We start from the raw sequence: 24,552 nt of genomic DNA, 5'->3' as shown, positions 1-24,552 counted from the left end.
CGCGCCGCCATGCGCATCCTGGTCGTCGAAGACGATGCGCTGGTCGCCGATGCGATCCGCCGCGGCCTGGACAAGGCCGGCTACGCGGTCGACCACGTCGACTCCGCCGAGCACGCCTCGAGCGCGCTGGCGGCGGAAAGCTTCGATCTCGCCGTGGTCGACATCGGCCTGCCCGGCGCCGACGGCCTGACCCTGCTGCAGCGCATGCGCCGCAACGGCTCGGCGCTGCCGGTGCTGATCCTGACCGCGCGCGACGGCCTCGCCGACCGCGTCAGCGCGCTCGACATCGGCGCCGACGACTACCTGGTCAAGCCATTCGAGCTGCCGGAGCTGATCGCGCGCTGCCGCGCGCTGATCCGGCGCAGTCGTTCGGTCAGCAGCGCGGCGCTCGCGCTGGGCAGCCTGCGCCTGGATCTCGCCGCGCATCGCGCCGAGGTCGACGGCGCGCCGGTCAACCTGACGCGGCGCGAGTGGGCCGTGCTCGAATGCCTCGCGCTGAACGCCGGCCGCGTCGTCGCCAAGGAGCGGCTGATGCAGGCGATCGCGAACTGGGACGCGGACATCGGCGCGAACGCGATCGAGGTCTACGTCTCGCGCCTGCGCGCCAAGCTCGGCAGCGCGCTGCAGATCCTCACCGTGCGCGGCCTCGGCTACCGGCTCGACGACGCCGGATGAATGCGCCGGACGACGCCGTCGCGATCGGCGCGCCGTCGATCCGACGTCGCCTGCTGTTCCTGCTGCTGGTGCCGTTGACCGCGTTGCTCGGCATTGGCATCTACATCGACTACCGCGCCGGCGCCGAAGCGATCCGCAGCGCCTACGACCGCGCGCTGCGCGAGGACGCGCTGGCGATCGCCGCGCATCTGCGCGACGAGGACGGCAACGGCCGCATCGACGCCGACCTGCCGCCGCAGGCGGTCGCGGTGTTGCGCGCCGACAGCGTCGATTCGATCTACTACGCCGTGCGCGGCGCCGACGGCGCCCTGATCAGCGGCGACGCCGATCTGCCGACCGGCGCGGCGCGCGCGGAAAATCCCTCGTTCCGCGACGTCGATTTCCGCGGGCACGCAGCGCGCGTCGCGCGCTACGCGACGCAGGTCGGCGCCACCGACGTCGTCATCGCGATCGCCGAGACCACGCGCAAGCGCGGCGCCGCCACCACGCGCATCCTCGCCAGCGTGGTGTTGACCGACCTGGTGCAGCTCGCCGCGACCTTGCTGCTGATCTGGTTCGGCGTGCGCTACGGCCTGCGTCCGCTGCGCGCGCTCGGCGCGCAGATCCGCCAGCGCTCGCCGCGCGACCTGGCGCCGCTGGACACGCCGGTGCCCGACGAGGTGCGGCCGCTGGTCGGTGCGCTGAACAACCTGCTCGCCACCGTGCACGCCTCGGCGCGTTCGCAGCAGCGGTTCCTGGCCGACGCCGCGCACCAGCTGCGCACGCCGCTGACCGGCATGATCGCGCAGCTCGAACTGCTCGAACGCGATGCGGCCGCCGCGCAGGTGCGCGAACGCATCGTGGCGCTGCATCAGAGCAGCCGCCGCCTCGCCCACACCGCCAACCAGCTGCTCGCGCTGGCGCGTGCGGAGCCGGCAGCGAACGTGCCGGAGAACTTCCAGGAAATCGAACTCGAGGCGCTGGTCGGCGAGGCCGTCGCCGCGCACCTGGATCGCGCGCTCGCCGCGCGCATCGACCTCGGTGCCGACACCGCTCCGGTGCGCGTGTCCGGCAGCGCCTGGCTGCTGCGCGAACTGCTCGCGAACCTGGTCGACAACGCGCTCAACTACACGCCGGCCGGCGGCAGCGTGACGGTACGCTGCGGCCGCGCGGCGATCGAAGGCGCGCCGTTCGACGGCGCCTTCCTCGAAGTCGAGGACGACGGTCCCGGCATTCCCGAGCACGAGCGCGAGCGCGTGCGCGAACGGTTCTATCGCATGCCCGGCGCGGACGGCAACGGCAGCGGCCTCGGCCTCGCGATCGTCGACGAGATCGCGCGCGCGCACGAGGCGGACTTCTCGATCCGCACCGGATCCGGCGCGCGCGGCGTGTGCGTGCGCGTCGAATTCACCGCCGCGACGAACGTCCGCAACTTGTCAGGTTCCTGAAAGCTTCCGCGCCGTAGACTTTCTCCGCGGTGTGCACCCCCGGTCGCTTTCATCCCCAGGAGGGCGACTCGCGCACCAGCCCGAGGCGGCCCATTTTCCCCAGGTGGGCCGCCTTTTTTTTCCGCACGAGCACCTGCGCGACGTGCGCGATCCGGAAGCCTCTGGAACCTTTTCCGCCTGAAGCGACGAACATGGACCGGTCGACCGCGCTGCGGTTGCTTTGGATGATTTCGCTGGCCACGCCGACGGCGTTCGCCGAACAGGCCGCAGCCGGCCTGACTCTGTCGCAGGCGCTGCAACGCATGCGCACGCACGATCCGAACCTCGCCGTCGCGCAGACCGCCGTCGACCAGGCCGCGGCCGACGAGATCAGCGCCGGCGAACGACCCAACGCGACACTGAGCTACGGCACCTCGAAGATCAACCCGGCCGGTCACAACGGTCCCGGCTCGCTCTGGGACAAGAGTTTCGACACGATCGTCAGCATCCAGCAGCCGTTCGAGCGCGGCGGCAAGCGCCGTCACCGCCTCGCCGCCGCCGCGGCGAACCGCGACGCCAGCGAGGCGGACTACGACGACGTGGTGCGGCGCGAGCGCCTGGTGGTCACGCAGGCGTACTGGGAACTCAAGCGCGCGCAGCAGAAGAGCGAATCGGCGCATGCCCTCGCCGCTCTCGCGCGCGGTTCGCTGGATGCGGCGCAAGCGCGCCTGCGCCACGGCGACATCGCCGCGCTCGACGTCGAGCGCCTGCGCATCGGCGCGGCCGAGGCCGACAACGCGGCCGGCCAGGCCGACGCCGCGCGCGAGGACGCGCGCGTCGCATTGGCGGCCTTGCTCGACGCAGGTCAGGACGCGGATGCGCTCGAAGCGGTCGACGACTGGCCGGGTCCGGGCTTCGTCGCGCCGGAAGCGGATGCCGCGAACGGCCGTGCGGACGTCCAGGCGGCCGAACGCCGCATCGCCGCCGCGCAGGCCGCGCTCGACCTCGCGCATGCGCAGCGCAAGCGCGACATCTCCGTCAGCGCGAACTACGAGCACAATCCGGCTCCGTTCGGCCACACGCTGCTCGGCTTCGGCGTCTCGGTGCCGCTGTTCACCGGCAATCATTACGACGGCGAGATCGCGCGCGCCAATGCCGATATCGACGCCGCCCGCGCGCAGCTCGCGCGGGCGCAGGTGGCGGCGCGCGCCGACCTCGGCCGCGCGCTGGCCGACGTGCGCAGCGCGAACGAGCGGCTGCGCCGCTACGACGGCGATCTGGTCGACCGCGCGCGACGCGTCGAGCGCACCGCCGAGACCGCCTACGCGCGCGGCGGCCTCGCGCTGATCGAACTGCTCGACGCGCGGCGCGAGCTGAAGGCGGTCGAGGACGACGCCACCGACGCGCGCGCCGACTTCGCCGAAGCGCTGGCCGCGCTCGCCGCGGCGAGCGCCTCCATGGAGAAGCCTTCCGCATGAGCCGGTCGCGCCTGATCGCCATCATTGTTGTGCTCGCCGCCCTCGTGTTCGGCGTGGCGGCCTGGCGCGCCGCTTCGCGGCCGGCGCCGCTCGCGGCCGCGGCGCCGCCGCGAGCGCCGGCCGACACGCTGCGCTACCCGCCAGGCGCCGAGCAGCTGAGCTTTCTCGACATCGAGCCCGCCGCCGAATTTCCGGCGCCGGCGCTCGACGCCCTGCCCGGCAAGCTCGCGTTCGACGAGGACCGCACCGTGCGCGTCGCCTCGCCGGTGCAGGGCCGCGTCAGCGAACTGGTGGCCAAGCCCGGCACCGCGGTGAAGGCCGGCGACGTGCTGGCCTGGCTCGATTCGCCGGACTTCGCGCAGGCGCGCGCGGACGCGCGCAAGGCGCAGGCCGATCACGCGCTGAAGCGCAAGGCGCTGGAACGCGCGCGCGCATTGACCGACCTCGGCGTGCTCGCGCGCAAGGACCTGGAGAGCGCCGAAGACGACCTCGCCCAGGCCGGCGCCGAGCTCGAGCGCGCCGACGCCGTGCTGAAGAATCTCGACCCGTCCGGCGCCAGTCCGCGCTACGCGCTGCGCGCGCCGATCGCCGGCATCGTCGTCGACCGCGCGATCAATCCCGGCATGCAGGTGCGGCCCGATGCCAGCGCGCCGCTGTTCGTGATCACCGATCCGACGCGGCTGTGGGTGAGCTTCGAGCTCGCCGAGCAGGACCTCGGCAAGGTCCGCGTCGGCCAGGCGGTGCGCGTGGAGGTCGACGGCTTCGCCGACCGCTCCTTCGAAGGCCGCGTCACCACGATCGGCGCCGCGCTGGACCCGGCCACGCGGCGCATCGCCGTGCGCGTCGAACTCCTCGACGGCGATGCGCGCCTGAAGCCCGAGCTGTTCGCGCGCGTCAGTCCGCTCGCCGACGGCGGCAGTCGCCAGGTGGCGGTGCCCAATTCCGCCCTGGTCAGCGTCGGCCTGCACCACTACGCCTTCGTGGAAGAAGCGCCCGGCGTGCTGAAGCGGCGCGCGCTCGAACTCGGCGTGGTCGGCGAGCAGCGCGCCTTCGTGCGTTCCGGCCTCGCCGCCGGCGAGCGCGTGGTCACGCGCGGCGCGCTGCTGCTCGACGCCGAGCTGGGACAGGCGGAGTAGCGGCGTGAACGCGCTGGTCGAGTTCGTGCTGAAGCAGCGCGTGTTCGTCGTCGCGATCACCGCGATGATCGCGATCGCCGGGCTGTACGCGTTCGCCGGCCTGCCGGTGCAGGCGTTCCCGGACGTGCAGGACGTGCAGGTGCAGATCATCACCCTGGTGCCCGGACAGGGACCGGAGGAGGTCGAGCGCGTCGTCACGCTGCCGATCGAGCGCACCGAGTACGGCGTGCCGAAGCTGACCCAGCTGCGCTCGATCTCGATGAGCGGCCTGTCGGTGGTGACGATGACCTTCGCCGACGGCACCGACGACTACTTCGCGCGCGCGCAGGTGCTGGAGAAGCTGTCGCAGATCACGCTGCCGAGCGGCGTGCAGCCGAGCCTGGCGCCGCTGTCGACCGCGGTCGGCGAGATCTACCGCTACCTGGTCGAGGCGCCGCCGTCGATGCCGCTCGACGAGGTGCGCGCGATCCAGGACTGGACGATCGAGCCGGCGCTGCGCCAGGTGCCCGGCGTGGCCGACATCAGCGGTTTCGGCGGCGCGATCCGCGAGTATCAGGTGCACGTGCATCCGGACCTGCTGCGCAAGTACGGCCTCTCGCTGGAGCAGGTGTCGCAGGCCTTGCAGGCGAATTCGTCGAACACCGGCGGCGGCCTGCTCAAGCGCGGCGACGAAGACCTGGTGGTGCGCGCGATCGGCCTGTTCCGCGGTGTCGAGGACATCGCGCGCGTGCCGGTCGCCGTGCGCGGCGGCCAGCCGATCCTGGTGCGCGACATCGGCGAGGCCGCGATCGGCCATCGCCAGCGCAGCGGCATCGTCGGCTACGACCACCAGGACGACGTCGTCGAAGGCATCGTCGTGATGACCAAGGGCGAAGATCCGGCCAAGGTGATCACCGCTTTGAAGGCGCATATCGCGCAGCTGCAGCCGCAGCTGCCGCCCGGCGTGAAGATCCGCCCGATCTACGATCGCACCGAGCTGGTCCGGCACACCGTCGACACGGTCAGCGAGAACCTCGCCACCGGCGCGGTGCTGGTGATCGCGGTGCTGCTGGTGTTCCTGCGCAGCTGGCGCGCCGCGCTGATCGTCGCCTGCGTGATTCCGCTGGCGCTGCTGACCGCGTTCCTGCTGATGCGCCTGCGCGGCGTCGACGCGAACCTGATTTCGCTCGGCGCGGTCGACTTCGGCATCATCATCGACAGCGCGGTGGTGCTGGTCGAGGCATTGATGGTGCGCCTCGCGCTGGACGCCGCGCATGGCGGCGCCGATGCGACGACGCGGCTCGACGCGCTGCGCCAGACCACCGTCGCGCTGGGCCAGCCGGTGGTGTTCTCGAAGGCGATCCTGATCCTCGCGTTCCTGCCGATCTTCACCTTCCAGCGCGTCGAGGGAAAGATCTTCGCGCCGATGGCGATGACGCTCGCGTTCGCGCTGCTCGGCGCGGTCGCGTTCACGCTGAGCTTCGTGCCGGCGCTGCTGTCGTGGGCGGTGCGCAAGCCGGGCATGGAAGAACGCCACAGCGGCTGGATGGCGTGGCTGCAGCAGCGCTACCGCACCGACCTCGCGCGCTGGGCCGCGCATCCGCGCCTGGTCGTCGGCGGTGCGGTCGCCGTGCTGGCGCTCGCGCTGGCGCTGGCGCCGCTGCTCGGCAGCGAATTCCTGCCCAAGCTCGACGAGGGAAACATCTGGCTGACGGTGGACCTGCCGCCGTCGACCGCGCTGATGAAGACTCAGGAGATCGAGCAGCGCATCCGCACGATCCTGCTGTCGTATCCGGAAGTCGCCTCGGTCATCACGCAGACCGGCCGGCCCGACGACGGCACCGATCCGAAGGGGCCGAACAACATCGAGATCATGGCCGACCTGAAGCCGCACGGCGAATGGCGCTTCCCCGACAAGGAAGCGCTGGTGCGCGACATGGAGCGGAAGATCCACGCGATGCCCGGCGTGCCGACGAACTTCTCGCAGTACATCGAAGACAACGTCGAGGAGGCGCTGTCCGGCGTCAAAGGCGAGATCGCGATCAAGGTGTTCGGCCCCGATCTCGACGTGCTGGCGACCAAGAGCCGCGAGATCGTCGACGTGCTGCGCGGGGTGCCCGGCGCGGCCGATGTCGAGGAAGTGCGCATCGGCGGCCAGACCGAACTCGACGTCACGCTCGACCGCGCCGCGCTCGCGCGCCTGGGGCTGAACGTCAACGACGCCGCGACGACGGTCGCGACCGCGCTCGGCAGCGCCACCACCGGCAGCTTCTACGAGGGCAACCGCATCTTCGACGTGACCTTGCGGCTGGCCGAGGCGTACCGCGATTCGGTCGAGAAGGTCGGCGAGCTGCCGGTCAGCCTGCCCGGCGGCGCCGGCGTCGTGCCGCTGGCCGAGATCGCGCGCATCGAGGAGCGCCAGGGCGCGGCGCGCGTGCTGCGCGAATCGGGCAGCCGCATCGCCGCGGTCAAGGCCAACGTGCTCGGCCGCGACCAGGGCAGCTTCGTCGCCGAGGCGATGCGCCGCGTCGCCGACGCGGTGACGCTGCCGCCGGGCTACCGCATCGCCTGGGGCGGCCAGTTCGAGAACCAGGAACGCGCGACCGCGCGGCTGATGGTTATCGTGCCGCTGTCGCTGGTCGGCATCTTCGTGCTGCTGTTCTGGGCGTTCCGCTCGATCCGCAAGGCGCTGCTGATCCTGGCGACGGTGCCGTTCACGCTGATCGGCGGACTGGCCGGGCTGGCGCTGGCCGGCCTGCACCTGTCGATCTCGGCGGCGGTCGGCTTCATCGCGGTCGCCGGCATCTCGGTGCAGAACGGCGTGATCATGGTCGAGCAGATCGAGGCGCTGCGGCGCCGGAGCGTGGCGCTCGCCTCGGCGGTGGTCGAAGGCGCGGCGCAGCGTCTGCGGCCGATCCTGATGACGGCGCTGATGGCGGGTTTCGGTCTGCTGCCGGCCGCGCTGTCGCACGGCATCGGTTCGGAGACGCAGCGACCGTTCGCGGTCGTCATCGTCGGCGGCATCGTGTCGGCGACCCTGATCGCCCTGAACCTGCTGCCGCTGCTGTTCCCGCTGATCGTCGGCGAGCGGGAGTGAGCGGCGCGGCGTCGGAGCGCCGCGCCGAAAAGCGACTTACTTGCGCTTGCCCGCGTCGACCTTTTCCTGCGCCATCTGCAGCGTCTTGGCCGCGGTTTCGCTCATCGACTTGATCTCGGCGTCGGCCACCGTGCCGCCGCCGGACTTCTCGTTGACGAGCACGTGGCCGTCCTCGCCCCAGCCGACCTCCGAGCCGCCCTTCTGCTGCACCATCATCGGCTTGCCGTCCTTGGTGAACGCGTAGAACACGGCGCTGCGTCCGCCCGCGTCGAGCACGGTGTTGACGCGCACGTAGCGCACCGCGCCGGCTTCGGAGAAGGCGTCCCAGGCGATCGAGGCGGTGTCGGTGGTGTAGGTGCCGTCGACCTTCTTCATGCCGCCGATGTGCGCCTGCAGCTTCTTGTATTCCTCTTTCAGCTTCTCCGCCGGCGTCGCTTCGGCATTCATCACGACCTGCACGGTGGTGCCGGAGCCGTGCGTCAGCACCGGCGAACTCAGCGCCGGCACGAAGCGGCGCGGGCCGTCGGTCATCAGCGCGTTGACGACGTAGGTGCGCGTCGCGGCGATCTTGCCCGGATCGAAATCCAGCGCGAAGGTGTACGGCGGCGGCGCGCCGCCGACCTCGAATTCCTTCTCGGCGATCGCGACTTCCGGCTGCGCGACGTCGACCAGCTTGACGTCGAGCTTGGCGCCCTGCGCGACCGGGATCGGATCGTGCAAGGTGACCGTGCCGTTGATCGTGGTGCCCGGCGCGATCGCCGGCGCGGCCGGTGCGCCGTTCTTGCCCGGCGCGCCGGCGCCGTTCTGGTTCGCGGAATCGCATCCGCCGAGAAAGACCAGCGCGGCGACGACCGCGATCCATTGACTGCGCATGATGGCAAACCTCCAAACTGATGACGAAGACAATCGTATATCGGGAGCGACGACCTGCCCCGTGCGATCAACGCGACGCAAGGCGCATCGGGGTCGGGACGCCGGCCGCGGGCTGGAATCGGGGCGGCCGGCACGTTCCTGAAGCGACGACGATAATCCGCCCCGGCGCTGTGCGCAAATCCTCCTGCGGCAGCAGCTTACGCCGGTTGCGCGACGGTACCCGTGTTTCCGCCGGCTTAGCGGGAAGTTCACAATCCTTGCAACAACCGCGCTTTTTCGCCGCCGTCGGCGGCGATCAGCCGGCCGGCAGCAGCGAGATGTCGGCGACGCGCAGGAACAGCCTGCGCAGACTCGCCAGCAGGGCGAGCCGGTTCGCGCGCAGCCTGGCGTCGTCGGCCATGACCATGACGTCGGTGAAGTAGCGGTCGACCGCGTCGCGCAGGGAGGCCAGGCGCGTCAGCAGGCCGACGTAGTCGCGCGCTGCGATCAGCGGCGCGGCATCGGTCTGCGCCGCGCCGAGTGCGGCGGCGAGCTCGCGCTCGGCGCCGGCTTCGAGCAGGCTCTCGTCGATCGCGCCGGTGCCGGTTTCGCCGGCCTGACGCAGGATGTTGCCGATGCGTTTGTTCGCCGCGGCCAGCGCCTGTGCCTGCGGCAGCCGGGCGAATTCGACCACGGCGCGCAGGCGCCGGTCGAAGTCGCTCAGGTCGGCCGGCGCCAGCGCGCGCACGGCTTCGAACGCGTCGCCGGAAATGCCGCGATCGGCGTAGTAGCCGCGCAGGCGGTCGAGGACGAAGTCGTAGAGTTCGCGCGCGAGTTCGTCACGGCGCGCACCGGCGTCGAGCACCGGCGGCTTGCCGTCCTTGGCCTTCGGCAGGCCCGCCACGAGCGCGGCTTCGGGCAGCGCGGCCAGCGCTTCGGCGAGCTGCGCCGGCAGGTCGAGCGCGAGCGGCGCCTCGATCAGCGTGCGCGCGAGACCCAGCGCCGCGCGGCGCAGCGCGAACGGATCCTTGTTGCCGGACGGCTTCAGGCCGACGGCGAAGATGCCGGCCAGCGTGTCGATGCGCTCGGCCACGGCGAGCACCTGGCCGACCTTGCCCTGCGCGATCGCATCGCCGGCGTAGCGCGGCCGGTAGAACTCGTCGAGCGCCTGCGCGACCTCGGCGTTCTCGCCGTTGGCGGTCGCATAGTAGCGGCCCATCACGCCCTGCAGCTCGGGGAACTCGCCGACCATGCGCGTCATCAGATCGCACTTGGACAGCGCGGCCGCGTGCGTCGCCAGTCCGGCGTCGACGCCGACGCGGTTGCCGATCACGCGCGCGAGTTCCGCCACGCGCACGCTCTTGTCCCAGACGCTGCCGAGCGCCTGCTGGTAGGTCACGTTCTTCAGCGCTTCCTGGTTCGCCGCGAGCTTCGCCTTCAGGTCCTCGTCCCAGAAGAACTTGGCGTCGGCGAAGCGCGGGCGGATCACGCGCTCGTAGCCCTTGCGGATCTCGGCCGGGTCCTTCGAGTCGATGTTGGCGACGCCGATGAAGTGCTCGGTCAGCTTGGCGCCGGCGTCGGCGGCGTCGCGATCGAAGCAGGGAACGAACTTCTGGTTGGTCTCCATCGTCGTCACCAGCGCTTCCTGCGGCACGGCGAGGAAGTCGCGCTCGAACGCGCAGGCGATCGCGACCGGCCATTCGGTCAGGTTGGCGATCTCGTCGCACAGCGCGTCGGACAGACGCGGCACGGCGCCGGTCTGCTTCGCTGCGCGCGCGACTTCGTCGCGTACGCGCGCGCGCCGTTCGGCCGGATCGGCCAGCACCTTGGCGGCGCGCAGGCTGTCGAGCCAGGAATCGGCGTCGGCGACGTGTACCGGCTGCGGATGATGGAAGCGATGGCCGCGCGAGATGCGGCCGGACTTCAGGCCGAGGATCTCGCCGTCGACGATCGCATTGCCGTGCAGGATCACCAGCCAGTGCGCCGGGCGCACGAAGGCGTAGTCGTGGTCGCCCCAGCGCATCGGCTTGGGAATCGGCAGTGCCTTCAGCGCCTCGGCGACGATCTCCGGAATCAGCGCGGAGGTCGCCTGGCCCGGCTTCTCGCTGCGCGCGACGAAGCGCTCGCCCTTGGCATCGCTGATGCGCTGCAGCTGGTCCACGGCGACGCCGTTCTTCGCGGCGAAGCCGCTCAGCGCCGGCGTCGGTGCGCCGTTCGCGTCGAGGCCGATGTTGAGGTACGGCCCGAGCACCTCGGACTTCTGCGCCGGCTGCTGCGCGGCGACGCCGGGCACCAGCACGGCGAGGCGGCGCGGCGAGCAATAGGTCTTCGCGCCGGCGACGTCGGCGGCGACGCCGCGCTTGCCGAGGCCGTCGCGGACGCCGGTCGCGAACGCGGCCGCGAGTTCGTCGAGCGCCTTCGGCGGCAGTTCCTCGGTACCGAGTTCGATCAGCAGGGAGGCGTTGTCTTGGCTCATGGCGGCGTTGTTTTCCTTGCCGTCATTCCCGCGCAAGCGGGAATCCAAAGGCTTCTCGATGGACGCCCGCGTTCGCGGGCATGACGTCAGTGCTGGGTTCGGTGGGTTTCAGGCGGCAGCCGGCGTCTTGCGCAAGCCCGGAAAACCGAGCTTCTCGCGCTGCGCGTAGTACGCCTCGGCGACACTGCGCGCCAGCGTGCGCACGCGCAGGATGTAGCGCTGGCGCTCGGTCACGCTGATCGCGCGGCGCGCGTCGAGCAGGTTGAAGGTGTGGCTGGCCTTCATGACCTGCTCGTAGGCCGGCAGCGGCAGGCCGGCCTCGACGAGTTTTTTTGCTTCGGCTTCGCAGGTGTCGAACCAGGCGAACAGCTTCTCGACGTTGGCGTGCTCGAAGTTGTACGTCGACTGCTCGACTTCGTTCTGGTGGAACACGTCGCCGTAGGTGACCGCGCCGTGCGGCCCGTGCGTCCAGACCAGGTCGTAGACGTTGTCGACGTTCTGCAGGTACATCGCCAGGCGCTCGAGGCCGTAGGTGATCTCGCCGGTCACCGGCCTGCATTCCAGGCCGCCGGCCTGCTGGAAGTAGGTGAACTGGGTGACTTCCATGCCGTTCAACCAGACTTCCCAGCCGAGGCCCCAGGCGCCGAGCGTCGGCGATTCCCAGTTGTCCTCGACGAAGCGCAGGTCGTGCACGAGCGGATCGACGCCGAGTTCCTTCAGCGAGCCGATGTACCGATCGAGGATGTCGTCCGGGTTCGGCTTCATCACCACCTGGTACTGGTAGTAGTGCTGCAGGCGGTTCGGGTTGTCGCCGTAACGGCCGTCGGTCGGCCGGCGCGAGGGCTGCACGTAGGCGGCGGCCCAGGGCTCGGGGCCGAGCGAGCGCAGGAAGGTGGCCGGGTGGAAGGTGCCGGCGCCGACCTCGGTGTCGAGCGGCTGGATCAGCACGCAGCCCTGCGCGGCCCAGTAGCGGTTGAGCGTCTGGATGACGTCCTGGAAAGTCGGTCCGGGCATGCGGAAGCTCACAAAGTTGCGCGCGAAAAGCGCGCTAGTATAGCGGTCGGCGACGCCCGGGATTTTTTCTGCATGGCCAGCGTGACGCAGCTCTCCAGCACCTCGGCGGCCAGTCCGCTCGGCCTGCATCGCCGGCTCGAACTCGACGAGACCCTGGCCGCCCTGCTCGCCGACGGCCTGCTGACCGAGGCCGACGTCAAGCGCGTGCGCGCCGACGTGCGCACCGCGCGTGGCCGCACCGAGCTGCATCCGCTGACCCTGGTCGCCAACCTCAAGCTCGCCGACGCACGCCAGCCGGACAAGCCGCTCAGCCTCGAGGTGCTGACGCAATGGCTGGCCGCGCGCGCGGGCCTGCCGTACCTGAAGATCGATCCGATGAAGATCGACGTCGCCGTGGTGACCCAGGTCGTCAGCCACGCCTACGCGCAGCGCTACCGCATCCTGCCGGTCGCGGTGAGCGAGCTGCAGGTCGTCTTCGCCACGTCCGAACCGTTCGACACGCGCTGGCTGGCCGATCTCGGTCACATCCTGCGCCGCGACGTGCAGCGCGTGGTCGCCAATCCGCTCGACGTCGGCCGCTACCTGACCGAATGGTGGGGCGTGCAGCGTTCGATCCAGCGCGCCAAGGACGCCAAGAACGACGTCCACGACGGCCGCGCGATCCTCAACTTCGAGCAGCTGGTCGAACTCGGCAAGGGCGGCGAACTCGGCGCCGACGACCGCCATGTCGTGCACATCGTCGATTGGCTGCTGCAGTACGCGTTCGAGCAGCGCGCGTCGGACATCCATCTGGAGCCGCGCCGCGATTCGAGCCCGATCCGCTTCCGCATCGACGGCGTCATGCACAAGGTGTTCGAGCTGCCGACGCCGGTGATGACCGCGGTGACCGCGCGCATCAAGATCCTCGGGCGCATGGACGTGGCCGAGAAGCGCCGGCCGCAGGACGGCCGCATCAAGACGCGCTCGGCCGGCGGGCGCGAGGTCGAGCTGCGCCTGTCGTCGATGCCGACCGCATTCGGCGAGAAGATCGTCATGCGCATCTTCGACCCGGACATCGTGGTCAAGGAATTCCGCCAGCTCGGCTTCTCCGAGACCGAGGAGAAGACCTGGCGCGAATTCGTCGATCGTCCGCACGGCATCGTGCTGGTCACCGGCCCCACCGGCTCGGGCAAGACCACCACGCTGTACTCGACGCTGAAGGTGCTGGCGACGCCGGACCTGAACGTGTGCACGGTCGAAGATCCGATCGAAATGGTCAGCCCCGAGTTCAACCAGATGCAGGTGCACGCGGCGATCGATCTGGATTTCGCCGCCGGCGTGCGCACGCTGATGCGGCAGGATCCCGACATCATCATGGTCGGCGAAATCCGCGACCTGGAAACCGCGCAGATGGCGGTGCAGGCCTCGCTGACCGGGCACCTGGTGCTGTCGACGCTGCACACCAACGACGCGCCGAGCGCGCTGACGCGCCTGCTCGACCTCGGCGTGCCGAACTACCTGATCCAGTCGACGCTGACCGGCGTCGTCGCGCAGCGTCTGGTGCGCACGCTGTGTCCGCACTGCAAGGGCGAGATCGCGCTCGACGTGCAGGCCTGGGCCGCGCTGACCCATCGCTGGCACCTGGCGCCGCCGGCGAAGACCTACGGACCGAAGGGATGTCTGGAATGCCGCAAGACCGGCTTCCTCGGCCGCACCGGCATCTACGAGATGCTGCGCATATCGCCGACGATCCGCGCGCTGATCCAGCCCGACATGGACCTCTCCAAACTGACCGGAAAGGCCTACGCCGAAGGCATGCAGCCGCTGCGCGCCTCGGCCGCGGCGCAGGTCGCGCGCGGCGTCACCACGATTGCCGAGGTCGTCCACGTGCTGCCGCCGACGGAATGAACGCGTAGCGGCCCCGCGCAGCTGCCGGACCGGCCGACGGAGCCGGCGGCGCCGGGTTCGAAGCCGGCGGGATGGAGTCGAAAACGGGCACGCCGGCGCGCGACGCCACCTTCGAACCGGTCTACCAGAAGCTGCACGGCCTGGCGCGGCGCGAGCGACGTCGACTCGGTGCGCAGGCCACGCTCGACACCACCGCGCTCTTCCACGAGGGTCTATCTGGACCTGTGCAAACGCGACGATCCGCAGGCGATCCGCGACCGCGGCTGGCAGTTCGCCCGGCCTGCTTGCGCGAGCAGTGGATGCCCTGACCGGCACGCACCGTGCGCCCCACCCGACCTGCGAGGCGAGCGCGCGCGCGTTCGGCGCCTGACGCGCCTCATCGGGTCCAGTGCGGCATGCCGCCGCCATCCAACCTGAGCCGCTGGTTCGAGCACTGCATGGATCGGCCTGTGCCCCCGCCTCCGCAACGCGTCTCGCCGCGGAAGCCGGCGTGCGCGAGGTCGGACTCGGGCGGCACCCCCTTGTTGCTGCAGGCCGCGCGCCGGGCTGCGAGCGCTGTCCGGCAGCCGGCCCCCTTCCCCGCCAGGGCTCGCTGGTGGCGCACGGTGCCGCGTGCGCCCGTCGATGGCACAGCCGACCGCGTTTCAGCGTCTATCGCCAGGGAGCGTCCGGTGAAGTCCGCACGAACCGCCGGCCGCGACTTCGGACTTCGCGCATGGAGATCGTCATGAACCGCAGCAATCCCGATCTGCGCCGGCTGCCGCTGGCCAGTCTCATCTTCGCCCTTATCGCCGGGCCGTCCGCGGCTGCGGACGGCCCGGCATCCCCGTTGCCGACAACCGCGACCTCGACGCACGCGGCGGCTGCGCTGGCACTGGTCGGCAACGAGGTGACCGAGCCGACCGCAACGGTGCGCTTCTACACCAACTGCGACGACGACGGCATGGGCAGCCTGCGCCAGGCGATCAATGCCTCGGCGTCCGGCGATTCGGTACGGGCCTCGCCGACGCTCTCGTGCAGCACGATCACCCTGCAGTCGTCGTTGATCTTCGGCCAGACCGACCTGGACATCCGCGGTCTGGGCGCGGACCGCACCATCATCACCGCCGCCCCCGGCGTCCAGGACGGCCTGATCCGCCATCTGGGTTCCGGTCAGCTCAACCTGCAGTTCCTGACCCTGACCGGCGGTCAGAAGTACCGCAGCGATGGACCGGCGCAAGGCGGCTGCGTCTACGGCGCCAACGACGTGGCGATCAACAACTCGCGCATCACCCATTGCACCGCCAAGGGCATCGGCTTCGAGCAGGGCCTCGGCGGCGGCGTGTTCTCCGCCGGCCTGACGACGCTGCGGCTGAGCGAGGTGAGCGGCAACCTGGCGACGTCCACGGGCGGCCAATACGCGAGCGGCGGCGGCGTGTACGCGAGCGGCGGCGTCGACGCGGATCGCAGCGTGATCGCCGCGAACGTGGCGGAGTCGACGAGCAACAGCTGGGGCGGCGGCTTCACCACGGCCGGCGCGGTCACGATCGTCGGCTCGGCCATCGTCAACAACAAGGCGCACACCTCGGGTGGCGCGCACATCCATCCGCCTGTCAGCAGCGCCAGCGCGATTACCAACACCACCGTCTCGGGCAACAGCGCGTTGCGCGTGGGTGGACTCACCTGCAGCGGTCCGACCGTCATCGCCAGCAGCACGATCACCGCCAACACGTCGACCGACGGGCAGTCCGGCGGACGCATCGTCGGCGGTGGCCTGGATCTGGGCAGCGGCAGCCACAGCATCATCTCGACGATCATTTCCGGCAACCTGGCCGGCTCCGCCGACATCACCGGTAGCATCAACTTGAGTGCCAGTTCGGGCGCCGTACTGGCCGGCAGCAACGACCACATATCGGGATCGACGCTCGCATTGCCGTCAGGAACCCTCACCACGGCGATACAGCTGTCGCCGCTCGCGCTCAACGGTGCCTCCAGTCCCACCCATGCCCTGCGCGCGACCGATCCGGACGTCGATGCCGGCAGCGCGCCGGCCGGGCAGACGTACGACCAGCGTGGCTATCCGTTCCTGCGCACGGTAGGCAGTCAAACCGACATCGGCGCGTTCGAGCTCGATCCGGACGCGCTCTTCCGCGACGGTGTCGATGCGTCGATTCCGACGCTCCCCGAGCCCATGTAGGACGGCGCGACATCGCCGGGTGCTGCGTCGGCGCGAGTCACGCAGCGCCTGCGGTCGCTTCGCGCCCGGCAACGCGGATGCCTCGATGTCGAGGAGGGGTGACGGCGGATTCTCTTGACAGGCGCTTGCCCGGACACCAAAAGTGCCGTCGGTCGCGCGGCAGCGCTCGGGTGCGATCACACCGGGCGATACGCGAGGCTACGAATCCGCATTCGGCTCGGTAACCGTCGATGTCCTTCCATTCCCCGTTCGCGCGTGCTGCAGGCAAGGCCACGCTGCTCATCGTACAGACCGGCAGCACGCTGCCGAGGATCCGCGCGCGCTTCGGCGATTTCCCGCACTGGTTCCGCATCAGCCTCGGCCTCGCGCGCGCCGAGGTCGAGGTGGTGCGCGCCGATCTCGGCGAGGCGCTGCCGCGCGCCGGCGCGCACGCGGGCGTGATCGTGACCGGTTCGCCGGCGATGGTCAGCGAACGCCAGCGCTGGAGTGAAGACGCGGCGGCATGGCTGCGCGGCGCGATAGATGCCGAGGTGCCGGTGCTCGGCGTCTGCTACGGACATCAGTTGATCGCGCACGCGCTCGGCGGTCGGGTCGACTATCACCCGTCGGGGCGCGAGATCGGCACGATCACGATCGAGCGGCTCGATGCGGCCAACGACGACGCCCTGCTCGCCGACCTGCCGAGCCGGTTTCCGGCGCACGCTTCGCATCAGCAGAGCGTGCTCGAACTGCCACGCGGCGCGACCGTGCTCGCCAGCTCGGCGCACGATCCGCATCACGCGGTGCGTTACGCGCCGAACGCGTGGGGGCTGCAGTTCCATCCGGAATTCAGCGTCGAGATCATGCGCGGCTATCTCGAGGCGCGCCGACCGGCCGTGAACGGCGATTGTTCGACGCCATGCTGCGACGGGCGAGCCTACAAGCCGACGCCGCTGGCGCGGGGATTGCTGCGGCGCTTCCGCGAAACGGCGTTGCGGCGTCGCTGAACGGCGGCGCTGACGGCGCCGCGCGAGCGCGTCAGGCCACGGCTTTGCGCGAGCGGTTGCCGCGGCGGATCGCCGCCAGCGGGTCGCCGAGCTTCAGGCTCGACAGATAGTCGTTGATCGCTTCGTTGGTCACGTCGTACAGCGGACGACCCATCACGGCGGCGGCCGCCTTGAGGCTGTCGCGTACGCGCTTGGAAACGCGCAAGCTGGCGTCGCGCGCGTCGTCGTTTTCCACAATGGTTTTTTTCATAGTTGCCCCTGAGCGGCTTGCCGGGCTGTCAATTGTGTGCCTCGTGGATAAGTGTACTGCCCGCTCCGCGACGTTCGGGGCACGTTCGCGTAATGCAGTGTGACGATTTGTAACATCCGTGCAGCGGATGTGTACGCCAATTGCGGAGCGCGTCGCGACGACGCGCTCAATTCGTCGTCGAGGCGTGCTCGGAGGAATCGTCGCGTCGCGTCAGCGTGCGTGCGCCGATGATGCCGACTTCGTAGAGCAGGCACATCGGCACCGCCAGCATCGTCTGCGACAACACGTCCGGCGGCGTCAACACGGCGGCGATGATGAACGAACCGACGATCGCGTAGCGGCGGCCTTCGGCCAGTTGCGTCGGCGTGACCACGCCGAGCGCGACCAGGATCACCAGCACCACCGGCACCTCGAAGCAGAGGCCGAAGGCGAGGAACAGCATCAGCACGAAGCTGAGGTAGTGGCTGATGTCCGGCATCACCGCGACCCCGGCCGGCGCGACCGCGGTCATGAAAGTGAACACCGCCGGCAGCACGAGGAAATAGGCGAACGCGCAGCCGATGTAGAACAGCAGCACCGAGGAAATCAGGATCGGCACGGCCAGGCGCTTCTCGTGGCGATACAGGCCCGGCGCGACGAACGCCCAGAGCTGGTACAGCACGACCGGGATCGCGACGAACAGCGCGACGAAGAACGCGAGCTTCAGCGGCGTCAGGAACGGCGAGGCGACTTCGGTCGCGATCATCGTGCCGCCCTGCGGCAGATGCTTGATCAGCGGCAGCGCGAGCCAGCCGTACAGCTTGTTGGCGAACGGCAGCAGCGCGAGCAGCACCAGCATCACCGCCGCGACCGATTTCAGCAGGCGCGAACGCAGCTCGATCAGGTGCGAGATCAGAGACTGCTCGCCGTCGTCGGGGTGTTCAGTGTCGCTCATCGGTGCCGGCCGGAGGCGGCGTGGCGGCGCCGCGCACGGAGTTTTCGATCTCGCTGGCGGCGTTGCGCACCTCGCTACGCACGTCGGCGCTCTGCTGCGCGTCGCGGATCGTGCGCTTGAGGTCTTCGGCGGCCAGCTCGCGTTCGATCTCGCCGCGCACTTCCTGCCAGCTGTTGCGCGCGCGGCGCAGCAGCGCGCCGGCGGTGCGCGCGACGCGCGGCAGCCGCTCCGGCCCGAGCACGAGCAGGGCGACGACCGCGATCAGGGCGATCTCGCTGAAGCCGATATCGAACATGGCGCCTCGTGGGATCGCGCGACTTGGCCGCGCGATCCGCGTCAGATCAGACCGAGTCGCGCTCGGACTTGGTTTCCGCGGTTCCGGGCTGCGCCGGCGGATCGGCCTTCAGCTGCGGCTGAGCGTCGCCTTCCTGCATGCCCTTGCGGAAACCCTTGATCGCCGAGCCGACGTCTTCGCCGATGTTGCGCAGCTTCTTGGTGCCGAACAGCAGCGCCACGATCGCCAATACGACCAACCAGTGTCCAATACCCCAAGCACCCATAACGATTCTCTGAACGAATTGCGGACGCTAGGCGTCACGTTACTTCGTAGTGTACTCCTCCAGGCGATCGCGGAAGTCCACGATCGCGTTGGGGACTTTGTCGACGCCGCCGTCGAAGACGCGGCGCGCCGTCACGCCCTTGCCGTACACCGCCTGGTTCGCGTCGTTGTCGATCGTGATCGCGGTGCCGTCGAGCGCGGCGCCGGCGAACAGGCCGCGTGCGCGCGAGTAGGAGTAGATCTCGGCCTTCAGCTGCGCATCGGTGGCGGCCTGCGCGGTGCGGCCGACCGGGCCGGCGGCGGCGGAGGCGTCGGCGCCGAGCGTGAACTTGCCGTGCACGATCGAATCGACGCCGCGCTGGGTGCGGAACACCAGGATCACGTCGGTCGAGGAGACGCCGGCCTGGAAGCCGAGGCTGCCGCCGGTCATGCTGATGAAGCTCGGATTCGACCAGGTGCCGTCGCGCGACTTCACCGAAATCAGGCCGGAACCGTGGCGGCCGCCGACGACGAAGCCGGCCTTGATCACGTCCGGCACTACCGCGACCGCGTGCGCGCTCTGCAGCAGATCCTTCGGAACCGCCTTGTCCGGCGCTTCCATGACTTCCTTCAGCACGCGCACGGCGTTCTCGGCGCGTTTTTCTTCGTCCTCGCCGGCACGCGCGGGCAGCGCCGTCGTCGCGATCAGAGTGAACAGCAGGGCAAGGGCGGCTTGGCGCATCGTCGGCTCCGGGGGCGGGTCAGAGGCGCAGGCTAGCAGCCCGAGATGAGTCTGCGATGAAGCCGCCTGCGGAAATCAGGGCAGGGCGCGGCGCGCGCCGAACACGCCGGCCAGCGCCAGCAGCAATCCGAGCAGGCCGAGCGCCCACGGCGATCCGATCGGCGCGGCATGCGGCGTGACGCTGCCGCGCGTGCACTGCGGCGGGCCGACGGTGAAGCCCTTCATGCCGATCTGGCGCAGCGAGTCCGGACCGGTGACCGGACCGAGCATGGTGACCGTGCCGGTGGCCGGGTCGATCGTGGCGAGGTCGCTCCAGTCGACGACCGGCTGCGAGCCGTCCTGCGGCGGCACGTAGTTGATGACCGCCCAGAGCACGCCGTCGTCGTCGAAGCTCATCGAGATCGAATTGACCCAGCGGGTCACGGCGGGTCCGAACGAACCGATCGGGGTCGCCGCTCCGCTCGCCGTGTCGATGGCGTAGAAGGTGTTGTCGCCGCGGCCGCCGGCGCCGTACAGCTTGTCGCCGTGCGCGACGAGGCCGGTGATGGTGCGGCCGGTGGTGCCGACCAGGGTCGCGGCGCCGCTGGCCGGATCGACTTTCCAGAGCTTGCCGGCGAACGCGGACGAGAGCCACAGCGTGTCGTCGCAGCCGGCGACCATGTTCAGGTCGAGCGCGTCGTTGCGCGCGGGGTCGCCCTGGCCGTCGAGGCCGAAGCTGCCGATGATGTTGGCGCTGCCGTTGCCCGCGTCGATCTTGACCAGCATCTTGACCCCGCCCGCGGCGGCGTACAGCGCGCCGTCGGTAGTCGTGGTCAATCCGCTGATGTTGCCGATGAGCTGACCGCGGTAACTGCCGGACTGACCGAGTTCGGTCGCCTGGCGGGCGCCGATGTCGATCTTGTACAGGGTGTCGAACGCCTCTCCATAGGCTGTCGTCGGCGCAGCCCAGGCGGGCAACGCGGAAACGGCAAGCATCCCTGCCGCGATGAAGCAGGTCAGTGGGCGCATGGCGGCATGTTATCGTTATGGTAGTCGTCGCTCCGCGGTGGTCCGCGGTAGCGCTTCGGAGTCTAGCAGCAAATCCAAGCTCGTCAACGTCTTAGGCGCACGATCGCTGTGTGCGCCGCGCGCTCATTCCCCTGCTCATGCCGCGCTATTACGGACCTACCCCACATCGTCACGGCGGCGAGTCGTCCGCCGCCGTCCTGCTGGTCAACCTCGGCACGCCGGAAGCGCCGGACAAGCGCGCCGTGCGGCGCTATCTGGCCGAATTCCTGTCCGACCCGCGCATCGTCGAGCTGCCGCGCAAGTTGTGGAAGCCGATCCTGCACGGCGTGATCCTGCGCCTGCGCCCGGCGCGCTCCGCCGCGCTGTACGCGAAGATCTGGACACCGGAAGGCTCGCCTCTGCAGACCGGCATGGCCGCGCTGAGCGCGCGGTTGCAGGAGGCGTTGAAGGCGCAGCGGCCCGGCCCGATCGCGGTGCGCTACGCGATGCGCTACGGCAAGCCGGCGATCGGCGAGACCCTGCGCGAGCTGGCCGCGACCGGCGCGCGCAAACTGATGGTGGTGCCGCTGTTTCCGCAGTACTCCGGCACCACCACCGCTTCCGTGCTCGACGCGGTCGGCGCGGAACTCGCGCGCTGGCGCTGGGTGCCGGAGCTGCGCTTCGTCGCCGACTATCATGCCGAAGCACGCTACATCGAGGCGCTGGCGCGCAGCGTCGAGGCGCACTGGCAGCGCCACGGCCGCGCGCCGCGGTTGCTGCTGTCCTATCACGGCATTCCGGAAAAATACTTCCGCAAGGGCGATCCGTACTTCTGCCAATGCCAGGCGACCGCGCGGCGCCTGCGCGAGCGGCTGGACCTCGGCGAAGACGAGCTGATCGTCAGCTTCCAGTCGCGCGTCGGCCGCCAGGCCTGGCTGAAGCCTTACACCGAGGCCGTGCTGGAGGCGCTGCCCGAGGAGGGCGTCAAGCACGTGCAGGTGCTGTGTCCGGGCTTCTCGATCGACTGCCTGGAGACGCTCGAGGAAATCGCGCTGACCAATCACGCGCGCTTCCTGCGTGCCGGCGGCGAGCGCTTCGACTACATCCCGGCGCTGAACGCCGGCGACGACCACGTCACCGCGCTGACGGAGCTGATCCTGCGCCAGGGCCAGGGCTGGAGCGAGTTCGATCCGGCCTGGGATGCCGGCCGCGCCTCGGCGCAGCAGATCGCCGCGCACAAGCGCTACGAGCAGCTGCGCGATGGGCGGCGCTGAGGAGCTGAAGATTCCGCTGGCGCAAGGCGCGCTGGCGGCGAAGGCCTGGGGCGATCCGGCGCGACCGCCGCTGCTCGCCCTGCACGGCTGGCTCGACAATGCCGGCAGTTTCGACCGGCTCGCGCCGCTGTTGGCGCGCGAGCGCTACGTCGTCGCGCTCGACCTGCGCGGCCACGGCCGCTCCGCGCATCTGCCGGAAGGCGGCTGGTATCACTACGTCGACCGGTTCGACGAACTGCGCGAGGTGCTCGATCATTTCGGCTGGGCGCGGGCCGATCTGCTCGGCCATTCGCTCGGCGGCACGCTGGCGAGCCTGTTCGCGGCGCTGTATCCCGAGCGCGTCGGCGAACTGCTGCTGATCGAAGCGCTCGGCCCGCTGACCCACGCGGCGGAGGACGCACTCGCGCAGCTGCGCCGCGCGCTCGATCAGCGCGCCGCTTTCGCCACGCGCCGGCCCTTGCGCGTGTTCCCCGACCTGGCGGCGGCCGTTGCCGCACGCGTCGCCGCGAACGGGCTCGGCGAGCCGGCCGCGCGGGCGATCGTCGAACGCGGCGTGGTCGCGGTCGACGGCGGCTACGTCTGGTCCAGCGATCCGCGTCTGACCCTGGCGAGCCCGTCGCGCTTCACCGAGGCGCAGGTGCTGGCGATGCTGTCGGGCATCCGCGCGCCGACCCTGCTCGTGCTGGCGACGCCTGCGACGAGCTATCTGCCGACCGCGATGATGGACGCGCGCGCGGCGCAGGTCGCCGGCATCCGCGTCGTGCGGCTGCCCGGCAACCATCATCTGCACCTGGAAGACGCCGAGGCGGTCGCCGCGGCGATCCAAGCGTTCCGACGCTGAGCGCTCAGCGCGCGGTTTCGGCGGCGCGCGCGGTTTTCGCCAGTTCCACCAGCGCCGCTTTCTCCGCCTCGCCCGGCTCGGCGCCGGCGGCGGTCCAGGTGAGTTCGATGGCGAGGCCGTTCGCGACGAAGCCGACGCCAGCGCGCGGGTTGCCGCTCGTGCAGCCGAACGACAGCTTCGCGTCCTGGCCGAGTTCCGGCAGGTCGCGGTACTGGCAATCCGGCGAGCGCATCGCGTCGAGCGACAAGCCGTCCTGCATCTTCATCGCCGAAACCAGCAGCGCGCGCGATTGCTGGTCCGCCGCCATGCAGCTGTTCTCGCCGTAGACCTGCACCTCGTGCGGCTTGCCGCCGAACAGCTTGTTCAAGCCGGCTTCGTTCAACCACGGACACGAGGACGCCTTGCGCGCCGTCGCCGCATCGTCGGCGCCGCGCAGCGCGCTCTGGCCGAGCTTGGCCGCGGCGCGGACGTCGGTCTCCTGCACGGGGCGTTGCAGCATCAGCGAAATCGTCACGACGAGCTTGCCTTTCTGCGCCACGATCGAGGTCATGCGCGGCCCTTCGGCAGCGTCGTCCTTCGGCTGATAGCGGAACGCGCGATCGCCGAGGCCGGCCACGTCGGTCATCGCGTATTCGCCCGTCAGGCCCTGGCGCATCCCGTCGTAGATGCGGCCGGCATCGGCCGCGGACGACTTGAACTGCTGCATGAAGCTGACCGAGTTCGGCGGCGCGCTTTCGTCGGAGAGGAACGTGCAGTGGCCGACCGCGCCGCCGACCATCGTGTGCCACGGAGCGAATTCGGGGAAGGCCGCGTCGACGTCGGAGGTCGGCAGGAAGCCGCATTCCTCCGCGGCGTGAGCGGTCGCGGCGCTGGCGAGAGACAGCACGAGCAGCGAGCGGACGGCGATGCGCAGCATGGAAAACTCCTGAGCGAAGGGAAGGGGATCAGGAGTCGATATCACCGGATCGCGGCGAAAGCGCGCAAGTCTCGCGCCGTCGTCGCGGACGCCGCACGAAGGCGGCGCGCGCGGATCACTCCGCGTCGGCGCGGATCAGGCGATTGAGTTCCGCCTTCAGCGCCTGGCCGTTGAGGCGCAACCAGTCGCGTTGCTCGCGCCATTCCGGATACAGGTTTTCCACCAGCGCCCAGAAGCGCGGCGAATGGCTGCGGATGCGCAGATGGCAGAGCTCGTGCACGACCACGTAGCGCAGCGCGGCCGGCGGCGCCAAGGCGAGCGCGAGATCGAGCGTGACGCGATCGCGCGTATCCAGGCTTCCCCACAGGCTCTTCAAGGGACGCAGCTTGACCGCGGTCGGCGCGCGGCCGAGTTCGGGGCAGTAGCGCGCGAGATAGCGGCTGACGTCGCGGCGGATCTGCGCTTCGAGGAACGAGCGCAGCAGCGCGCGCGCGGCCGACAGGGTGGATTTGCCGTGCGGACGCGGCAGGGTCAGCAGCAGACGGTCGTCCTGCTGTTCGATCGCCGGGTAGGCGCCGTCGCGCCAGGACAGGCGCGTGGTCTCGCCGCGCAGCGGAATCACCGTCGCCGCGCCGGGCTTCAGCGGCGGCGGCGCGGAGCCGAGACTGAGTTCGTCGAGTTTGCGTTCCAGCCACTCGCCGTGCTTGCGCAGGAACGCGAACACCTGGGCCGGATGCGTACCCTCGGGATAGGTCACGCGCGCGCCGCCGGAGGTCACGGTCAGGCGCAGACGGCGCGCCTGCGGATGGCTCTTGCGCAGAACCTTGATCGTTTCGCCCGCAGGAGTGGCCAATTCCAGATAGTCGTTCGCGACATCCACCGTCTTCTACTCCTGCGATCCCGTGGGG

General features: G+C 70.2%; 21 protein-coding genes and 1 pseudogene. 10 read left to right on the top strand and 12 right to left on the bottom strand.

Annotated features, from left to right (window positions below):
• The first annotated feature begins 9 nt into the window (after positions 1 to 9).
• Both J7520_RS01390 and J7520_RS01385 read left to right on the top strand, forming a co-directional pair.
• Positions 10 to 675: a response regulator gene (locus J7520_RS01390; protein WP_291183006.1), complete on the top strand. Its 666-nt coding sequence runs from the start codon at positions 10 to 12 to the stop codon at positions 673 to 675.
• The gene (locus J7520_RS01385; RefSeq protein WP_291183004.1) at positions 672 to 2,102 is read left to right on the top strand and encodes a sensor histidine kinase; all 1,431 of its coding nucleotides are present in this window, start codon (positions 672 to 674) and stop codon (positions 2,100 to 2,102) included. Before J7520_RS01390 ends, J7520_RS01385 begins: the two co-directional genes overlap by 4 nt.
• Positions 2,103 to 2,151: 49 nt before the next feature.
• On the opposite strand, the gene J7520_RS01380 is transcribed toward J7520_RS01385, so the two are convergent.
• The gene (locus J7520_RS01380; protein ID WP_291183002.1) at positions 2,152 to 2,343 is read right to left on the bottom strand and encodes a hypothetical protein; all 192 of its coding nucleotides are present in this window, start codon (positions 2,341 to 2,343) and stop codon (positions 2,152 to 2,154) included.
• Here J7520_RS01380 and J7520_RS01375 point away from each other — a divergent pair.
• The 3 genes from J7520_RS01375 to J7520_RS01365 are packed head-to-tail and all read left to right on the top strand — an operon-like array spanning position 2,327 to position 7,771.
• Positions 2,327 to 3,559, top strand: coding sequence for a TolC family protein (locus J7520_RS01375; RefSeq protein ID WP_291183000.1), 1,233 nt, complete (start codon positions 2,327 to 2,329; stop codon positions 3,557 to 3,559). The two genes, J7520_RS01380 and J7520_RS01375, sit on opposite strands and share 17 nt — an antisense overlap.
• Positions 3,556 to 4,695: an efflux RND transporter periplasmic adaptor subunit gene (locus J7520_RS01370; RefSeq protein ID WP_291182999.1), complete on the top strand. Its 1,140-nt coding sequence runs from the start codon at positions 3,556 to 3,558 to the stop codon at positions 4,693 to 4,695. The genes J7520_RS01375 and J7520_RS01370 overlap by 4 nt, the downstream gene beginning before the upstream one ends.
• 4 nt (positions 4,696 to 4,699) lie before the next feature.
• On the top strand, positions 4,700 to 7,771 hold the full coding sequence (locus J7520_RS01365) for a CusA/CzcA family heavy metal efflux RND transporter (RefSeq protein ID WP_291182998.1): 3,072 nt from the start codon (positions 4,700 to 4,702) through the stop codon (positions 7,769 to 7,771).
• Between the two features lie 36 nt (positions 7,772 to 7,807).
• On the opposite strand, the gene J7520_RS01360 is transcribed toward J7520_RS01365, so the two are convergent.
• The 3 genes from J7520_RS01360 to glyQ all read right to left on the bottom strand — a co-directional run bounded on the left by J7520_RS01360 (position 7,808) and on the right by glyQ (position 12,113).
• Entirely contained in the window at positions 7,808 to 8,644 is an 837-nt protein-coding gene (locus tag J7520_RS01360) for a YbaY family lipoprotein (protein WP_291182997.1), read from the bottom strand.
• 295 nt (positions 8,645 to 8,939) lie between these two features.
• Positions 8,940 to 11,099 (bottom strand): glycine--tRNA ligase subunit beta, encoded by a 2,160-nt coding sequence (gene glyS, locus J7520_RS01355; protein WP_291182996.1) that lies wholly within the window; start codon positions 11,097 to 11,099, stop codon positions 8,940 to 8,942.
• Between the two features lie 108 nt (positions 11,100 to 11,207).
• On the bottom strand, positions 11,208 to 12,113 hold the full coding sequence (gene glyQ, locus J7520_RS01350) for a glycine--tRNA ligase subunit alpha (protein WP_291182995.1): 906 nt from the start codon (positions 12,111 to 12,113) through the stop codon (positions 11,208 to 11,210).
• A gap of 72 nt (positions 12,114 to 12,185) precedes the next feature.
• Here glyQ and J7520_RS01345 point away from each other — a divergent pair, with 72 nt between their 5' ends.
• The 3 genes from J7520_RS01345 (at position 12,186) to J7520_RS01335 (ending at position 17,162) form a co-directional block, all read left to right on the top strand.
• Complete coding sequence (locus J7520_RS01345) at positions 12,186 to 14,000, top strand: GspE/PulE family protein (protein ID WP_291182994.1); 1,815 nt, start codon at positions 12,186 to 12,188, stop codon at positions 13,998 to 14,000.
• Positions 14,001 to 14,727: 727 nt separating this feature from the next.
• Positions 14,728 to 16,176, top strand: coding sequence for a choice-of-anchor Q domain-containing protein (locus tag J7520_RS01340; protein WP_291182992.1), 1,449 nt, complete (start codon positions 14,728 to 14,730; stop codon positions 16,174 to 16,176).
• A 230-nt stretch (positions 16,177 to 16,406) separates the two neighbouring features.
• A complete protein-coding gene (locus J7520_RS01335) occupies positions 16,407 to 17,162 on the top strand; it encodes a glutamine amidotransferase (protein ID WP_291182990.1) in 756 nt (251 codons plus the stop codon).
• 31 nt (positions 17,163 to 17,193) lie between these two features.
• On the opposite strand, the gene J7520_RS01330 is transcribed toward J7520_RS01335, so the two are convergent.
• The 6 genes and pseudogenes from J7520_RS01330 to J7520_RS01305 all read right to left on the bottom strand — a co-directional run bounded on the left by J7520_RS01330 (position 17,194) and on the right by J7520_RS01305 (position 20,634).
• Positions 17,194 to 17,412 carry a hypothetical protein gene (locus tag J7520_RS01330; protein WP_291182988.1) on the bottom strand — a complete coding sequence of 73 codons (219 nt, stop codon included), beginning with the start codon at positions 17,410 to 17,412 and terminating at the stop codon, positions 17,194 to 17,196.
• Between the two features lie 166 nt (positions 17,413 to 17,578).
• On the bottom strand, positions 17,579 to 18,346 hold the full coding sequence (tatC, locus tag J7520_RS01325; RefSeq protein WP_291182986.1) for a twin-arginine translocase subunit TatC: 768 nt from the start codon (positions 18,344 to 18,346) through the stop codon (positions 17,579 to 17,581).
• Positions 18,347 to 18,434: 88 nt separating this feature from the next.
• Positions 18,435 to 18,641 (bottom strand): annotated as a pseudogene (gene tatB, locus J7520_RS01320) (Sec-independent protein translocase protein TatB); the annotation flags it as partial.
• Between the two features lie 46 nt (positions 18,642 to 18,687).
• Positions 18,688 to 18,906 (bottom strand): Sec-independent protein translocase subunit TatA, encoded by a 219-nt coding sequence (gene tatA, locus J7520_RS01315; RefSeq protein WP_291182984.1) that lies wholly within the window; start codon positions 18,904 to 18,906, stop codon positions 18,688 to 18,690.
• A gap of 39 nt (positions 18,907 to 18,945) precedes the next feature.
• Positions 18,946 to 19,626, bottom strand: a complete 681-nt coding sequence (locus tag J7520_RS01310; protein WP_291182982.1) for a lipid-binding SYLF domain-containing protein — start codon at positions 19,624 to 19,626, stop codon at positions 18,946 to 18,948.
• A gap of 75 nt (positions 19,627 to 19,701) precedes the next feature.
• Positions 19,702 to 20,634: a hypothetical protein gene (locus J7520_RS01305; RefSeq protein ID WP_291182980.1), complete on the bottom strand. Its 933-nt coding sequence runs from the start codon at positions 20,632 to 20,634 to the stop codon at positions 19,702 to 19,704.
• Between the two features lie 137 nt (positions 20,635 to 20,771).
• Here J7520_RS01305 and hemH point away from each other — a divergent pair, with 137 nt between their 5' ends.
• Together hemH and J7520_RS01295 are read left to right on the top strand one after the other, a co-directional pair.
• Entirely contained in the window at positions 20,772 to 21,887 is a 1,116-nt protein-coding gene (hemH, locus tag J7520_RS01300) for a ferrochelatase (protein ID WP_291184865.1), read from the top strand.
• Positions 21,874 to 22,728 (top strand): alpha/beta hydrolase, encoded by an 855-nt coding sequence (locus J7520_RS01295; RefSeq protein WP_291182979.1) that lies wholly within the window; start codon positions 21,874 to 21,876, stop codon positions 22,726 to 22,728. The genes hemH and J7520_RS01295 overlap by 14 nt, the downstream gene beginning before the upstream one ends.
• 4 nt (positions 22,729 to 22,732) lie before the next feature.
• On the opposite strand, the gene J7520_RS01290 is transcribed toward J7520_RS01295, so the two are convergent.
• Together J7520_RS01290 and J7520_RS01285 are read right to left on the bottom strand one after the other, a co-directional pair.
• On the bottom strand, positions 22,733 to 23,644 hold the full coding sequence (locus J7520_RS01290; protein WP_291182977.1) for a hypothetical protein: 912 nt from the start codon (positions 23,642 to 23,644) through the stop codon (positions 22,733 to 22,735).
• A gap of 115 nt (positions 23,645 to 23,759) precedes the next feature.
• The gene (locus tag J7520_RS01285) at positions 23,760 to 24,524 is read right to left on the bottom strand and encodes a SprT family zinc-dependent metalloprotease (RefSeq protein WP_291182975.1); all 765 of its coding nucleotides are present in this window, start codon (positions 24,522 to 24,524) and stop codon (positions 23,760 to 23,762) included.
• Between the last annotated feature and the right edge of the window lie 28 nt (positions 24,525 to 24,552).

Origin of the sequence: Dokdonella sp. (assembly GCF_017744955.1) — a bacterium.
Taxonomy (GTDB): domain Bacteria; phylum Pseudomonadota; class Gammaproteobacteria; order Xanthomonadales; family Rhodanobacteraceae; genus Dokdonella_A.
The sequence above is the reverse complement of the archived record's forward strand: the minus strand, read 5'-3'. Positions and strand labels throughout refer to the sequence as shown.

What these genes read in the sequence shown, in the direction of transcription:
- J7520_RS01390 (WP_291183006.1), top strand. Translation starts at nt 10, where the DNA reads ATGCGCATCCTGGTCGTCGAAGACGATGCGCTGGTCGCCGATGCGATC.
- J7520_RS01385 (WP_291183004.1), top strand. Translation starts at nt 672, where the DNA reads ATGAATGCGCCGGACGACGCCGTCGCGATCGGCGCGCCGTCGATCCGA.
- J7520_RS01375 (WP_291183000.1), top strand. Translation starts at nt 2,327, where the DNA reads ATGATTTCGCTGGCCACGCCGACGGCGTTCGCCGAACAGGCCGCAGCC.
- J7520_RS01370 (WP_291182999.1), top strand. Translation starts at nt 3,556, where the DNA reads ATGAGCCGGTCGCGCCTGATCGCCATCATTGTTGTGCTCGCCGCCCTC.
- J7520_RS01360 (WP_291182997.1), bottom strand. Translation starts at nt 8,644, where the DNA reads ATGCGCAGTCAATGGATCGCGGTCGTCGCCGCGCTGGTCTTTCTCGGC.
- glyS (WP_291182996.1), bottom strand. Translation starts at nt 11,099, where the DNA reads ATGAGCCAAGACAACGCCTCCCTGCTGATCGAACTCGGTACCGAGGAA.
- glyQ (WP_291182995.1), bottom strand. Translation starts at nt 12,113, where the DNA reads ATGCCCGGACCGACTTTCCAGGACGTCATCCAGACGCTCAACCGCTAC.
- J7520_RS01345 (WP_291182994.1), top strand. Translation starts at nt 12,186, where the DNA reads ATGGCCAGCGTGACGCAGCTCTCCAGCACCTCGGCGGCCAGTCCGCTC.
- J7520_RS01340 (WP_291182992.1), top strand. Translation starts at nt 14,728, where the DNA reads ATGAACCGCAGCAATCCCGATCTGCGCCGGCTGCCGCTGGCCAGTCTC.
- J7520_RS01335 (WP_291182990.1), top strand. Translation starts at nt 16,407, where the DNA reads ATGTCCTTCCATTCCCCGTTCGCGCGTGCTGCAGGCAAGGCCACGCTG.
- J7520_RS01330 (WP_291182988.1), bottom strand. Translation starts at nt 17,412, where the DNA reads ATGAAAAAAACCATTGTGGAAAACGACGACGCGCGCGACGCCAGCTTG.
- tatC (WP_291182986.1), bottom strand. Translation starts at nt 18,346, where the DNA reads ATGAGCGACACTGAACACCCCGACGACGGCGAGCAGTCTCTGATCTCG.
- tatA (WP_291182984.1), bottom strand. Translation starts at nt 18,906, where the DNA reads ATGGGTGCTTGGGGTATTGGACACTGGTTGGTCGTATTGGCGATCGTG.
- J7520_RS01310 (WP_291182982.1), bottom strand. Translation starts at nt 19,626, where the DNA reads ATGCGCCAAGCCGCCCTTGCCCTGCTGTTCACTCTGATCGCGACGACG.
- J7520_RS01305 (WP_291182980.1), bottom strand. Translation starts at nt 20,634, where the DNA reads ATGCGCCCACTGACCTGCTTCATCGCGGCAGGGATGCTTGCCGTTTCC.
- hemH (WP_291184865.1), top strand. Translation starts at nt 20,772, where the DNA reads ATGCCGCGCTATTACGGACCTACCCCACATCGTCACGGCGGCGAGTCG.
- J7520_RS01295 (WP_291182979.1), top strand. Translation starts at nt 21,874, where the DNA reads ATGGGCGGCGCTGAGGAGCTGAAGATTCCGCTGGCGCAAGGCGCGCTG.
- J7520_RS01290 (WP_291182977.1), bottom strand. Translation starts at nt 23,644, where the DNA reads ATGCTGCGCATCGCCGTCCGCTCGCTGCTCGTGCTGTCTCTCGCCAGC.